At 39.4% G+C, this 14,132-nt stretch carries 10 protein-coding genes; 7 read left to right on the forward strand and 3 right to left on the reverse strand.

What is annotated here, in order from left to right:
- The 6 genes from rseP (at position 1) to A9Q68_RS09550 (ending at position 9,752) form a co-directional block, all read left to right on the forward strand.
- Positions 1-1,260: an RIP metalloprotease RseP gene (gene rseP, locus A9Q68_RS09525; protein ID WP_071794454.1), complete on the forward strand. Its 1,260-nt coding sequence runs from the start codon at positions 1-3 to the stop codon at positions 1,258-1,260.
- 23 nt (positions 1,261-1,283) lie between these two features.
- Entirely contained in the window at positions 1,284-3,137 is a 1,854-nt protein-coding gene (locus tag A9Q68_RS09530) for a proline--tRNA ligase (protein ID WP_071794455.1), read from the forward strand.
- A gap of 187 nt (positions 3,138-3,324) precedes the next feature.
- Positions 3,325-7,728: a PolC-type DNA polymerase III gene (locus tag A9Q68_RS09535; RefSeq protein WP_071794456.1), complete on the forward strand. Its 4,404-nt coding sequence runs from the start codon at positions 3,325-3,327 to the stop codon at positions 7,726-7,728.
- 105 nt (positions 7,729-7,833) lie between these two features.
- The gene (locus A9Q68_RS09540) at positions 7,834-8,259 is read left to right on the forward strand and encodes a MarR family winged helix-turn-helix transcriptional regulator (RefSeq protein ID WP_071794457.1); all 426 of its coding nucleotides are present in this window, start codon (positions 7,834-7,836) and stop codon (positions 8,257-8,259) included.
- A 107-nt stretch (positions 8,260-8,366) separates the two neighbouring features.
- Entirely contained in the window at positions 8,367-8,981 is a 615-nt protein-coding gene (locus A9Q68_RS09545; RefSeq protein ID WP_071794458.1) for a nitroreductase family protein, read from the forward strand.
- A 216-nt stretch (positions 8,982-9,197) separates the two neighbouring features.
- The gene (locus tag A9Q68_RS09550) at positions 9,198-9,752 is read left to right on the forward strand and encodes an NADPH-dependent FMN reductase (RefSeq protein WP_338061959.1); all 555 of its coding nucleotides are present in this window, start codon (positions 9,198-9,200) and stop codon (positions 9,750-9,752) included.
- 83 nt (positions 9,753-9,835) lie between these two features.
- Here the strand turns inward: A9Q68_RS09550 and def are convergent, their stop codons facing one another.
- Both def and A9Q68_RS09560 read right to left on the reverse strand, forming a co-directional pair.
- A complete protein-coding gene (def, locus tag A9Q68_RS09555) occupies positions 9,836-10,450 on the reverse strand; it encodes a peptide deformylase (protein ID WP_071794460.1) in 615 nt (204 codons plus the stop codon).
- Between the two features lie 74 nt (positions 10,451-10,524).
- A complete protein-coding gene (locus tag A9Q68_RS09560; protein WP_106404012.1) occupies positions 10,525-11,172 on the reverse strand; it encodes a phosphatase PAP2 family protein in 648 nt (215 codons plus the stop codon).
- A gap of 247 nt (positions 11,173-11,419) precedes the next feature.
- Here A9Q68_RS09560 and A9Q68_RS09565 point away from each other — a divergent pair, with 247 nt between their 5' ends.
- Positions 11,420-11,752, forward strand: a complete 333-nt coding sequence (locus A9Q68_RS09565) for a hypothetical protein (RefSeq protein WP_071794461.1) — start codon at positions 11,420-11,422, stop codon at positions 11,750-11,752.
- 249 nt (positions 11,753-12,001) lie between these two features.
- Here the strand turns inward: A9Q68_RS09565 and A9Q68_RS09570 are convergent, their stop codons facing one another.
- Positions 12,002-14,131, reverse strand: coding sequence for an RNA degradosome polyphosphate kinase (locus A9Q68_RS09570; RefSeq protein WP_071794462.1), 2,130 nt, complete (start codon positions 14,129-14,131; stop codon positions 12,002-12,004).
- Between the last annotated feature and the right edge of the window lies 1 nt (position 14,132).

Here is a 14,132-nt window from a genome sequence, read left to right on the forward strand (position 1 = left end):
ATGCTAGGCTTATTAACCTTTATCCTTATTTTCGGCATAATTGTTGTTGTCCATGAATTTGGGCATTTCTATTTTGCCAAGAAATCAGGTATTTTGGTTCGTGAATTCGCAATAGGTATGGGCCCCAAACTCTTCGCTCATACTGATAAAGAAGGAACCTTATATACTGTTAGAATGCTCCCCTTAGGTGGCTATGTTCGTATGGCTGGCTGGGGTGATGATAAAACGGAAATTAAAACCGGCACGCCAGCTAGCTTGACCCTTAATCAAGCTGGCTTGGTAAGTCGTATAAATCTCTCGAAAACCAATATCGATCCGACAAGCTTGCCAATGAATGTCACCTCATATGACTTAGAAGACAAGTTATCTATTACTGGCTTGGTCATTGATGAGACCAAAACTTATGCGGTCGACCATGAAGCCACCATCGTAGAAGAAGATGGAACAGAGATTAGAATTGCCCCTCTGGATGTTCAGTATCAGAATGCCAGTGTTTGGGGACGTTTAATCACCAACTTTGCTGGTCCAATGAATAATTTTATTCTGGGACTTTTGGTCTTCATCTTATTGACCTTTGTCCAAGGTGGGGCTCTTGACTATTCAAGTAACCACATCAGGGTAGCTGATGGTGGTGCTGCTCAGGCTGCAGGAATCAAGACCAATGACCAGATTCTAAAAGTTGGCAAATACAAGGTAGCTAACTGGGAAGATTTAATTAAAGCTGTTGATCAATCAACAAAAGGCCTTAAAGAAGGACAAACCATCCCTGTGACTGTAAAGTCTAAAGGGGACAGTAAGATTGTCCAAGTCAAACCCAAAAAAGTGGCTAAGAGCTATGTCATTGGCGTTCAAGTGCCATTGAAAACTGGGCTTATGGACAAAATCTTAGGCGGCTTCCAAATGGCTCTTAGCGGAGCTACACTCATTATCACTGCACTGAAAAATCTTATACTGAGCTTTAGTTTAGATAAACTGGGTGGTCCGGTAGCTATGTATCAGATGTCTAACCAGGCAGCCCACAATGGTTTAGAATCTGTGCTGACTTTGATGGGCATGTTATCCATCAACCTTGGTATTTTCAACCTTGTGCCAATCCCGGCCTTAGATGGTGGGAAAATCTTAATGAACATCATTGAAGCCATTCGTCGCAAACCACTCAAACAAGAAACAGAAACATATATTACCTTTGCAGGAGTTGCCATCATGTTAGTTCTTATGGTAGCAGTGACCTGGAATGATATTATCCGAGCTTTTTTCTAAGTTAAGAGGAGAAAAATAATCTAATGAAACAATCAAAAATGTTAATCCCAACCTTACGGGAAATGCCAAGTGATGCACAAGTTATCAGCCATGCCTTGATGTTGCGTGCTGGTTATGTTCGTCAAGTCTCAGCGGGTATTTATGCCTATTTACCACTAGCAAACCGCACCATTGAAAAATTAAAAACCATTATGCGTCAAGAATTTGATAAAATTGGTGCCGTTGAAATGCTGGCTCCTGCTTTATTAACAGCTGATTTGTGGCGTGAGTCTGGTCGTTATGAAACTTATGGAGATGACCTTTATAAATTAAAAAATCGTGAATCCTCAGACTTTATCTTAGGACCAACTCACGAAGAAACCTTCACTACCTTGGTACGTGATGCGGTTAAATCATATAAACAATTACCTTTAAATCTTTATCAAATTCAAGCTAAATATCGTGATGAAAAACGTCCACGTAACGGACTATTAAGAACGCGCGAATTCATCATGAAAGATGGTTATAGCTTCCACCAAAACTACGAAGACTTAGATGTCACTTACGAAGACTACCGTAAAGCCTATGAAGCTATCTTTACGAGATCAGGTCTTGAGTTTAAAGGGATTATTGGAGATGGCGGTGCAATGGGAGGAAAAGATTCCCAAGAATTCATGGCCATCACTCCTGAACGGACTGACCTTGACCGTTGGTTGGTATTAGATAAATCCATTCCATCAGTCAATGATATTCCAGAATCAGTTCTTGCAGAAATCAAGGAAGAGCTAAGCTCATGGTTGATTTCAGGTGAAGATACCATTGCTTACTCAAGTGAATCTAGCTATGCTGCTAACTTAGAAATGGCCAGCAATGCTTTTGCCCCAAACACAAAGGTTGAAGCTCAAGAAAATTTGGTTGAAGTGGCAACACCAGACTGCAAAACTATTGACCAAGTGGCGGAATTTTTAAACCGTCCAGCTGAAACAACTATTAAAACATTACTTTTCATGGCAGATGGCAAACCAGTAGTAGCTTTATTAGTTGGTAATGACCAAGTCAATGATGTTAAATTGAAAAACTATTTAGAAGCTGATTTCTTAGAAGCAGCAACTGAAGAAGAAGCCTTCCAAACTTTTGGAGCTCATTTTGGGTCACTTGGACCAGTTGGCATTTCTGAAGATATCCGCATTGTCGCTGATCGTAATATTGAGAACTTGGCTAATGCTGTTGCCGGTGCTAACAAAGATGGCTTCCACGTAACTGGTGTTAACCCAGGTCGCGACTTCCAAGCTGAATATGTCGATATTCGTGAAGTTAAAGAAGGTGAAGATTCACCTGATGGACATGGTGTTCTTCAATTTGCCCGTGGTATCGAAGTTGGTCATATCTTTAAATTAGGGACACGCTACACAGAAAGCTTTAATGCCAATATTCTTGATGAAAATGGGCGAGCAGTTCCAATTGTTATGGGATGTTATGGTATTGGTGTTTCTCGAATCTTGTCTGCAGTCATTGAACAACATGCCAGATTATTTGTTTCCAAAACGCCTAAAGGTGATTACCGTTTTGCCTGGGGTATTAACTTCCCAGAAGAATTAGCTCCATTTGATGTTCATCTCATCACTGTTAATACTAAAGATCAAGAAGCTCAAGATTTAACAAGTAAGGTTGAAGCTGACTTGATGGCTAAAGGCTATGAAGTACTAACTGATGACCGTAATGAACGTGTTGGTTCTAAATTCTCAGATAGTGATTTGATTGGTTTGCCAATTCGCATCACTGTTGGTAAAAAAGCTTCCGAAGGTATTGTCGAAATTAAAATCAAAGCAAGTGGTGATAGTATTGAAGTTCACGCTGATAATATTATTGAAACACTAGAAATTTTGACTAAGAAATAGAACGTAGAAGCAGATATTTTAAGACACTGCTTTTACATAGGGCAAAGTCCTTCAAAAAAACGACCACGAATCTATGGTCGTTTTTTTGAACCCGAACAGGGTTTGATGATTACCGAGGCTTATCTTGCCAGTCGAAATTTATCAAGAAATATGATAAAATAGAGCCTAAGAAATTCAGGAGAAAATTATGTCAGACTTATTCGTAAAATTAATGGAACAAATAGAAATGCCACTTGAAATGCGTACTTCAAGTGCTTTTTCGACTGCTGACATTATTGAAGTTAATGTGCATTCCCTGTCACGTTTATGGGAGTTTCACTTTTCTTTTGCGGAGATTTTACCCATTGAAATCTTTCGGGAATTGCATTATCGCTTAACGCATACCTTTAAGGCGGCTGATATCAAAGCGACTTTTGATATTAAAGCGGACAAGGTGGATTATTCAGATCAGGACTTGTTACAAGCCTACTATCAGGAGGCTTTTGAACACGCGCCCTGTAACGCGGCCTCTTTTAAGTCTTCTTTCGCCAGTCTCAAAGTTTCTTACCAGGATGGCGTACTGATTATTGATACGCCTCAATTTGTCAATAATGATCATTTCAAGAAGAACCACATTCCTAATCTGGTTGCACAATTTGAAGCCTTTGGCTTTGGCCAAATGGCCATAGAAATGGTAAGCAATCAGGAAATGACCGAGGCTATGAAGCATTCTTTTGTGTCCAATCGCCAAGCTATTCTAGAGAAGGCGGTACAGGAGAATCTAGAGGCGCAAAGATCATTAGAAGCCATGCAGCCACCTGCTGAGGAAGCTAGCGACAAGCAGCCAAGTTTTGACTATAAAGAAAGAGTTGCTCAAAGGCAGGCTGGTTTTGAAAAAGCGTCTATCACTCCGATGATTGAAGTGGAGACTGAGGAAAACCGCATTGTCTTTGAGGGAATGGTTTTTGATGTTGACCGCAAAACAACGCGGACAGGTCGTCATATCATCAACTTTAAAATGACCGACTATACCTCAAGTTTTGCTATGCAAAAGTGGGCTAAGGATGACGATGAGTTACGCAAATTTGATATGATTGCCAAAGGGTCATGGCTACGGGTTCAAGGGAATATCGAAAACAACCAGTTCACTAAGAGTTTGACCATGAATGTGCAACAAATCAAGGAGATTGTTCATCACGCTCGGAAAGATTTGATGCCAGAGGGGCAAAAACGGGTTGAACTCCATGCTCATACTAACATGTCAACCATGGATGCTTTACCAACCGTTGAATCTTTAATTGACACAGCTGCAAAATGGGGTCACACGGCTATTGCTATTACTGACCATGGCAATGTTCAGTCCTTCCCTCATGGTTATCACCGTGCTCGTAAAGCCGGGATTAAAGCTATTTTTGGTATAGAAGCCAATATTGTTGAAGACAAGGTTCCTATTTCTTATGACCCTATTGACATGGACTTGCATGAGGCAACTTATGTGGTTTTTGACGTTGAAACAACGGGTCTTTCAGCCATGAATAATGATTTGATTCAAATTGCGGCTTCAAAAATGTACAAAGGAAATATTATTGAACAATTTGATGAATTCATTAATCCTGGTCATCCACTTTCCAGTTTTACAACGGAACTTACGGGAATTACCGACAATCATTTAGTTGGTGCTAAGCCACTCTTACAAGTACTAGAAGAATTCCAAGCCTTTTGTCAGGATACGGTCTTAGTTGCCCATAATGCTAGCTTTGATATTGGCTTTATGAATGCCAACTATGAGCGGAATAATCTGCCTTTAATCACGCAACCGGTTATTGATACCTTAGAGTTTGCCCGTAATCTTTATCCAGAATACAAACGTCATGGTCTTGGCCCATTGACCAAACGTTTCCAGGTCTCTCTTGATCATCACCACATGGCCAATTATGACGCGGAAGCCACTGGACGCTTGCTTTTTATTTTTTTAAAAGAAGCTAGGGAAAAACATGGCCTTACCAATTTAATGGACCTAAATACCAAACTTGTGGCCGAAGATTCTTATAAAAAAGCTCGGATTAAGCATGCGACTATTTATGTGCAAAATCAGACTGGTTTAAAAAATATTTTTAAACTTGTTAGTCTTTCTAATGTGAAGTATTTTGAAGGTGTGCCAAGGATACCAAGAACTGTTTTGGACCAATACCGTCAAGGTTTACTTTTGGGTACAGCTTGTTCTGAAGGTGAAGTCTTTGATGCCGTTCTAACCAAGGGTGTTGATGCGGCTGTTGAAGTGGCTAAGTATTATGACTTTATTGAAATTATGCCGCCAGCCCTGTATCAGCCACTGATTGCACGTGAGTTGGTTAAGGACCAGGCAGGCATTGAACAGGCCATTCTCGATTTGGTTGAAGTAGGTCGTCGTCTCAACAAACCTGTCATAGCCACAGGTAATGTTCATTATATCGAGCCAGAAGAAGCGATTTATCGTGAAATCATTGTCCGCGCCTTAGGTCAAGGGGCTATGATTAATAGAACCATCGGCCGAGGGGAAGGGGCGCAACCAGCACCATTACCAGAAGCCCATTTTAGAACTACTAATGAGATGCTTGATGACTTTGCCTTTTTGGGGAATGACCTGGCTTACCAAGTTGTGGTTCAAAACTCGCAAGATTTTGCCGATCGGATTGAGGCCGTAGAGGTCGTTAAAGGGGATTTGTACACCCCATTTATCGACAAGGCTGAAGAAACTGTTGCAGAATTAACCTATCAGAAAGCCTTTGAAATTTACGGAAATCCTCTACCAGATATCATTGACCTTCGAATTGAAAAAGAATTAACCTCTATTTTGGGAAATGGATTCGCTGTGATTTACTTGGCCTCTCAGATGTTGGTTAATCGTTCAAACGAGCGGGGTTACTTGGTAGGTTCGCGGGGGTCTGTTGGCTCTAGTTTCGTTGCCACCATGATTGGGATTACGGAAGTTAATCCTATGCCACCGCACTATGTTTGTCCCAATTGCCAGCACTCAGAATTCATTACCGATGGTTCTGTCGGTTCCGGTTACGACTTAGCTGATAAAAACTGTCCAGAATGTGGCACAGCCTATAAAAAAGATGGGCAAGATATCCCATTTGAAACCTTCCTTGGTTTTGATGGGGATAAGGTTCCCGATATCGATTTGAACTTCTCTGGAGATGATCAACCGTCAGCCCATTTGGATGTTCGAGATATTTTCGGGGAGGAGTATGCTTTCCGTGCGGGTACCGTTGGTACGGTTGCGGAAAAAACTGCCTATGGTTTTGTTAAGGGCTATGAGCGTGATTTTGGTAAAATGTATAGAGATGCCGAAGTTGATCGACTAGCAGCAGGTGCTGCCGGTGTTAAACGGACAACAGGTCAGCACCCGGGTGGTATCGTTGTTATTCCAAACTACATGGATGTTTATGATTTTACACCTGTTCAATACCCAGCTGAAGATGTTACGGCTTCTTGGCAAACCACTCACTTTAACTTCCATGATATCGATGAGAATGTCTTAAAACTTGATATCCTGGGTCATGATGACCCAACTATGATTAAAATGTTGGAAGATTTAGCAGGCATTGATGCTAAGACCATTCCAGCTGATGATCCAGGAGTCATGGCGCTCTTCTCTGGAACAGAGATTCTAGGGGTAACGCCAGAACAAATTGGGACACCAACAGGGATGTTGGGAATTCCGGAATTCGGAACCAACTTTGTACGTGGCATGGTTAATGAGACCCATCCAACCACCTTTGCAGAACTTTTGCAGTTGTCAGGACTGTCACATGGTACCGATGTTTGGTTGGGGAATGCCCAAGACCTTATTAAAGAAGGAATTGCAACCCTAAAAACGGTTATCGGTTGTCGGGATGACATCATGGTTTACTTGATGCATGCTGGCTTAGAACCCAAAATGGCCTTTACCATTATGGAACGGGTGCGGAAGGGCATGTGGTTGAAGATTTCTGAAGATGAACGTAATTCTTATATTCAAGCCATGCGTGAGAACAATGTGCCCGACTGGTATATTGAATCTTGTGGGAAAATCAAATACATGTTCCCTAAAGCCCATGCAGCAGCTTATGTATTAATGGCCTTGCGGGTTGCTTACTTCAAGGTACATTACCCAATCATGTATTATTGTGCTTATTTCTCTATTCGGGCTAAAGCCTTTGAATTGAAAACCATGAGTGGTGGTCTTGATGCTGTTAAAGCAAGAATGGAAGATATTGCCCTTAAACGCAAAAATAATGAAGCAACTAATGTTGAAAATGATCTCTTTACGACTCTGGAACTGGTTAATGAAATGTTGGAACGTGGCTTTAAATTTGGTAAGTTGGACCTTTATAAGAGTCATGCCCTTGAATTCCAAATTGAAGGAGATACCCTTATTCCACCTTTCGTGGCCTTAGAAGGCTTGGGTGAAAACGTGGCTAAACAAATCGTTAGGGCGCGTGAAGAAGGGGAGTTCTTATCGAAAATGGAGTTACGTAAACGTGGCGGTGCTTCACAAACGATTGTTGAAAAGATGGATGATATGGGAATCCTGGGGAATTTACCAGAAGATAACCAATTAAGTCTTTTTGATGATTTCTTCTAAAAAAACAATTATCTTAAAAAATCTTCTATGAACGAAAGAAAACAAGTTGATTGCGTTTATTACTAATTAGTTATAAAATAAGTCCATAAAAGGAAAGGAGGCAATATGGGAACATTTAAAAATTCAGCAGTAAAATCAATGGTTGTTATGCGTAAGGCATTCCGGACTATTGATGCCAAAGTTTCTGAAAGCTATAAAGACTTTGAACTAACCCCAACACAATTTGCAGTACTGGATGTCTTAAATGCAAAAGGAACCCTTAAAATTGGTGAACTCATCAATAGCATGTTGGCAACATCAGGTAATATGACCGTTGTTATCAAAAACATGGAGAAAAAGGGTTGGGTTGAACGGATCATGTGTCCAAATGACAAACGCTCTTTCCTTGTTAGCTTAACGGAGGATGGCAAAGCAGTTATCGAGAAAGCTTTACCTCAACATATCAGTCGTGTTGAAGAGACCTTTTCCGTACTGACAGAAGCAGAGCAAGAAGAACTCATTAGACTTTTAAAAAAATTTAAAAATTCCTGAGTCATTTCTTTCGACTTTACTAATTAGTAATAATATAATTACTACATAGTAATAAAAAAGAGTGTTACAGACATTCTTTCATAGCCACAATTTCATAGGAGAAAAACATGTCATTTTTACAAGAATTAAAAAACCGTCGCACAATCTACGCTTTAGGTCGTAATGTTGAAGCTTCAAACGAACAAATCGCTGAAGTGATTAAAGAAGCTATCCGTCAATCACCATCAGCATTTAACAGTCAAACAACACGCGCTGTTATCTTGTTTGATGAGCAAGTGACAAACTTCTGGAATACATTAGTAGCTACTGACTTAGAAGCTACAATGAAAGAACAGGGTGTTCCTGAAGAAGCAATCGCTGGAACTAAAGAAAAATTAGCTAGCTTTGGAGCTGCTAAAGGGACAGTATTGTTATTTGAAGACCAAGACGTTGTTAAAGGCTTGCAAGAACAATTTGCGCTTTACGCTGATAACTTCCCAGTTTGGTCTGAACAAGCTTCAGGTATCTCAACTGTCAATGCATGGACTGCACTTTCAGCTGAACTTGGTTTAGGTGCTAACCTACAACATTACAATCCAGTTATTGATGCATCAGTTGCTAAAGCATTTGAAGTTCCTGCTTCATGGAAACTTCGTGGTCAATTGAACTTTGGTTCAATCGAAGCTGCAGCTGGCGATAAAGAATTTATGGCTGACGAAGATCGTTTTAAAGTTTTTAACTAATTTTTAGAAGTCTTCTAAACTATTAATGTCTATTGATAAGAAGTTGAGCACTTTGCCCAACTTCTTATTTTTATGAGTTAAATTGATTGACTTTACTAACTAGTAATAATATAATTACTACATAGTATTAATGAGTTGCTGATTAGTAACGAAATAAAAGGAGACAATATGTCTATCATTGCTAAACTTAAAGGTTTTTTTAAAGGAGAAAAAGAAGTGAAAAATATTCTATTTATCGACGGTTCTTTACGTAAAGGGTCATTCAACCATCAGTTAGCTCAAGCAACTGAAGAAATTTTAGCTGGTAAAGCTAACGTGACTTATTTAGATTGGGCACAAGTTCCTGTATTCAGTCAAGATCTTGAAGCAAATGCTCCAGAATCTGTCGTTAAAGTTCGTGAAGCTATCCAAGCTGCAGATGCTATTTGGATTTTCTCACCAGTTTACAACTTCTCAATTCCTGGTTCAGTGAAAAACTTACTTGACTGGGCATCACGCGCACTTGATTTATCAGATACAACTGGTCCTTCAGCAATCGGCGGTAAAGTCTTAACTGTTTCATCAGTTGCTAACGCAGGTCATGAACCAATGTTTGCCATCTACAAAGATTTAATTCCATTTATCCGTACAACTTCAGCTGGTGAGTTTACAAAAGCTACTGTTAACCCTGAAGCATGGGGAACTGGTGTGCTTGAAATTTCTGATGAAACGAAAGCAAGCTTGTCAGCTCAAGCAGATGCTCTTTTAGCAGCTATCTCAACAGAAGCTTAAGTGTAATTCTCCCTAAATAATCCACACATACAATCCCCCCAAAAAAAAAGAAAATCTCAGTTCAAGCGAACTGAGATTTTTTATTATTCAATAATTAACATACCTTCTTTAATAGCAAATGGATTGTCTTGATTGATGCGGTCATAGAACATAATGCCGTTAATATGATCGATTTCATGTTGAACAACAATGGCATTATAACCTTTGAGTTTGATGCGTTTTTTCTCACCGTCTTTAGTGAAGTAGTCAACAGTGACACGTGAATGTCTGACTACATAACCTTCCACTAAACGGTCGACAGACAAACACCCTTCTCCATCAGCGAGTGCTGCATCTTGAACAGCATGGGCCACAATTTTGGGGTTATACATAATTTCTTGAAGACTATAGGCTTCTTTCGGTGGATTGCCTTCTGCGTCTTCCATGTTAGGTACTAGGACTGCGAGGATTCGTTTGGAAATATCTAATTGCGGTGCAGCCAGTCCTACGCCTCCCCGTAAGTCTAATTTCTCAGCCATGACAGGATCTTGAGAATGTTTCAAGAATTGCATCATTTTTTCACCTAAGATGATATCTTCATCACTTAAGGGGAGGGCTACTTCTTGAGCATTTTCTCTGAGGGTAGGATTACCTTCGCGGATAATATCATCCATGGTAATCATGTGACTAGCTTTTATAATTTTATCTTGTGCGGACATTATAACTCCTTTAATGTTTCATGGAAATACTATATCACAAAATAGCTGATTTATAAAGCGCAGCCAGGGACAAGTTAGCCAACTTTCAGGCTCTGTTCTCTTCTTTTGAAAACTTTAAAGCTTTTATTTTCCCAGAAAAGGGGTTGGAAAAAGGAGAATGAGGACATGGCTAGGCATAAGGAAGCGAGGATGTCTGTTGGGAAATGATCCCGGAGGTAGACACGCGAGAAAAGAAGTGCCAAAGTCATGAGCAGTGCGCCACATCTCATGAGAGCGGCGGAAGTGTCTTTATGGCCAGCTAGTAGGACTAAGAGGACTTGGAAAAAAAGAATCATACAGATACTATGACCACTAGGGAAGCTAAAGCCAGTATCGGGGAAAAGTTGAAAATGAGGTCTGCTTCTGTGGATGAGATGTTTCAGCACCAGGGCCATGGCGCTGGTTCCAAAATAAAAAGTAGCCAAGTAGATGCTTTTAGTGACCTGATGCCGGTTAAGGATAAGTAAGATGGTCGCTAATACACTTACGATTAATGGGCTAGCAATACTAGAAACATAAATCATGAATGTAGTTAAGTTATGGCTATCACTTATAGCGACTAGGTTAAAGATAGCATTGTCTAGATAGTGAATCATGGCAGAGTTGTTGCTGACGCCAAGTGTTAGTAAGAAAAAGAGGCCACTATAAAGTAAGGTGACCTTTCTAAAAATAAGTTTGGTCATTTTTGCTCCTTTAATTGCTATAGCATATCCCAGTTAGCTTAAATAAAACAAAAATAGTAGAAAGTGGAATGCGACTTTAAGTTTCTTTTTAGGAAGGGCCATAAAACCATCAAACATAGGGATTGACGACCTCGAAGGATTGTTATCAGACCAACCTGATTTGATTGACAAGGCTTCCAAAGAAGCTTATAATGTGCTTATCATTTTAAGAAAATACGTCAGAAAATAGATAGAAAGTAGGCTAAGAATGGAAGGAATTATTGCACTTGTTTTTATGGTAGGCTTGGGCTGTGCTTTGTATTCAGCCTTTAAAGCGAAGCTTTGGGTAACCAAAACCTTAGGTTATGATTATTATATTCGTTTTGTCGGCATGAGTGAGGGAATCGATCTAAAAGAGAGTCCAAAAATCATGAAAAAAATCAAGATTGTTTCAGGGTCTAAGTCGCAAATGTCTTATTCTGTCCAATCTTTACTCAACGATCATGCCTTGAAAGAATTAATTATGGCTGAATTTGACTTACGTAGTGATCAAGTGATTATTCAATCTGAACAATTATCTGGTGTTCTCGGTATGGTTTAAAAGCTTGTTTGTTTTATTCCGTACAAGTTGTTATCAGAATAGACAAGTTATCATATTATTTGCAAAAAGATATTGTATATTAGATTGTCTTTAGTTATAATACTACTATCTCCAAACAATATAATCCTCAGTTGAGAGAGAGGATGATAAGACAAATTTTAAAAGGTCCTTTCTTGAGGACCTTTTTACTTTTTATAAAAGGGGTATTAAGATATTACCTGTCTTAAAAATAAGGCTCAGCCTCATTTTTTATTTTAAGCGATTGCGTAATCGGTTAAAGAACTGATTGATTGGTTTCTTATTGGCTTTGTTTTGAATTTCCTGCAAGCGAATTTGTTTTTGGAAGTTCTTTTCGGCATCTTTGATAAAAGAATCTTGCGCTGAAAAGGGTTTTTGCCCTTTAATTGGAGGTATCATTTCATAAAGTCCAGTGGATGAGACTTTACGTCCTTTTAAGGTATCTGAAAATTGACGGTTCATGTAAGTTATTATCCGTTGTTTGATTTTGGGATCATAAACTGGTGCGGCAATCTCAACCCGTTCTTCCATATTTCGGGTCATCAGGTCAGCTGATGAAATATACATGCGCATGTCTTTGTCTTTACCGAAAATATAAACACGTGGGTGTTCCAAGAAACGGCCGACGATGCTATGGATTTCAATATTTTCAGTCACTCCAGGGATTCCTGGAATCAAGCAAGTAATACCACGGATGATTAATTTAACGGGTACTCTGGCTTTAGAAGCTTCCACCAACTTATCAATGAAGACTAAATCAGTAAAGGAATTAAATTTGAAGAACAGATAGCCGTCTGGTCCCTTAGCGATTTCGCGGTCAATCAATTCTAAGAATTGTTGGCGAAGACTAGTTGGTGCTTGTAAGAGATGTTTGTATTTACCATTCAAATTACCTAAGGACAGATGGGTGAAGAAGTCGTTAGCATCCAAACCAATTTCGGGATTAGCTGTTAGCAATGAAAAGTCAGTGTAAATTTTAGACGTTTTTTCATTGTAATTACCTGTTCCTAATTGGGTAATAAAATGAATATTTTCTGAACGGTCCTTGAAAATAGCCAGACAGACCTTAGAGTGGGTTTTATATTCTTCAAAACCATAGATAACGTGACAGCCGGCTTTTTCTAAAATTCCAGCATAATTAATATTGGACTCTTCGTCGAAGCGGGCTTTTAATTCCATCAGAACGGTCACATCAATCCCATTCTCAGCGGCCTTAATCAACTGCTCAACGATTTTAGATTGTGAAGCAAGGCGATAGATGGTGATTTTGATAGCACGACACTCGGGGTCTTCGGCCATCTCGCTTAAGAGTGCAACGAATCCTTCAATATCTTCATAAGGATAGGAAAGCAATTGGTCTTCTTGGCGAATCTTGTTGATAATGGAATGGGTGTATTTGAAGGGATTATAGGCGTTAATCTTTGGATAGAGCAGGTCGTTTTTGACAGCAGAAGGCACGATATCCATCATTGGGAAAACAAAATCCATACTCAATGGTGTTTGGCTGACCATATAATGGGCATCATCTAGACCTAATTTCTCAAATAAGAAGGCCTTACTAGTCTCAGAAAGAGGACCTTGTGACTCCAGACGAACAATGTTGAGACGTTTGCGCTTTTTAACAATGGCTTTCATAAAGTCTTTGTAATTGTCAAACAGGTCGTTGTTTTCATTATCCGTACTTAAGTCAGTATTACGAGTAACAGCAATGATTGTCTTAGTAAGGACATTATAGCCTTCAAAAATCTTTTCAATTTTATGGAGAATCAGATTCTCAGTTAAGATGAAGTCCACCTGGTGGCCTGGCAAACTAAGGACCTGCTGGGATTTTTCTGACATTGGCAATAATCCAAACATGGTCTGACCATCACGTTCCAATTCTGTCAGTACATAACGCTTGTTATTTTCCAAGAAGGGAAGTGGGTGGCTCATGTCAATGATTTGAGGCGACATCAATTCATCAACACGTTGCTTGAAGAATTTATTTGCAAATTGTTTTTGTTCCTGATTGAGTTCTGGATAGGTTAAATGACGAATATGGTAATTTTTTAAATCTTCTAAGGTATCTTGATAAATTTGATCACGCTTTTGATAGAGGTCGGGCATCATGCTCAAGATTAAATCAACCTGTTGGGCAGCAGTCATATCTGACTTATTATCGATTTTATGCTTTTTCATCAACATTAAATCGTGGAGGGTTCCAACCCGAACCATAAAGAATTCATCTAAATTACTCGTAAAGATGGCAATGAATTTGAGTTTTTCTAAGAGGGGAACTTCTGAAGCTTGAGCTTCTAAAAGAACTCTCTCGTTAAAATGTAACCATGCCACCTCGCGGTTTTGCATGTATTTGTTTGTCATA

It is taken from the genome of Streptococcus bovimastitidis, from assembly GCF_001885095.1.
In the GTDB taxonomy this organism is placed as follows: Bacteria; Bacillota; Bacilli; order Lactobacillales; family Streptococcaceae; genus Streptococcus; species Streptococcus bovimastitidis.

Excerpts from the sequence above, each read along its gene's own strand:
- rseP (WP_071794454.1), top strand. The coding sequence starts at position 1 with ATGCTAGGCTTATTAACCTTTATCCTTATTTTCGGCATAATTGTTGTT.
- A9Q68_RS09530 (WP_071794455.1), top strand. The coding sequence starts at position 1,284 with ATGAAACAATCAAAAATGTTAATCCCAACCTTACGGGAAATGCCAAGT.
- A9Q68_RS09535 (WP_071794456.1), top strand. The coding sequence starts at position 3,325 with ATGTCAGACTTATTCGTAAAATTAATGGAACAAATAGAAATGCCACTT.
- A9Q68_RS09540 (WP_071794457.1), top strand. The coding sequence starts at position 7,834 with ATGGGAACATTTAAAAATTCAGCAGTAAAATCAATGGTTGTTATGCGT.
- A9Q68_RS09545 (WP_071794458.1), top strand. The coding sequence starts at position 8,367 with ATGTCATTTTTACAAGAATTAAAAAACCGTCGCACAATCTACGCTTTA.
- def (WP_071794460.1), bottom strand. The coding sequence starts at position 10,450 with ATGTCCGCACAAGATAAAATTATAAAAGCTAGTCACATGATTACCATG.
- A9Q68_RS09560 (WP_106404012.1), bottom strand. The coding sequence starts at position 11,172 with ATGACCAAACTTATTTTTAGAAAGGTCACCTTACTTTATAGTGGCCTC.
- A9Q68_RS09565 (WP_071794461.1), top strand. The coding sequence starts at position 11,420 with ATGGAAGGAATTATTGCACTTGTTTTTATGGTAGGCTTGGGCTGTGCT.
- A9Q68_RS09570 (WP_071794462.1), bottom strand. The coding sequence starts at position 14,131 with ATGACAAACAAATACATGCAAAACCGCGAGGTGGCATGGTTACATTTT.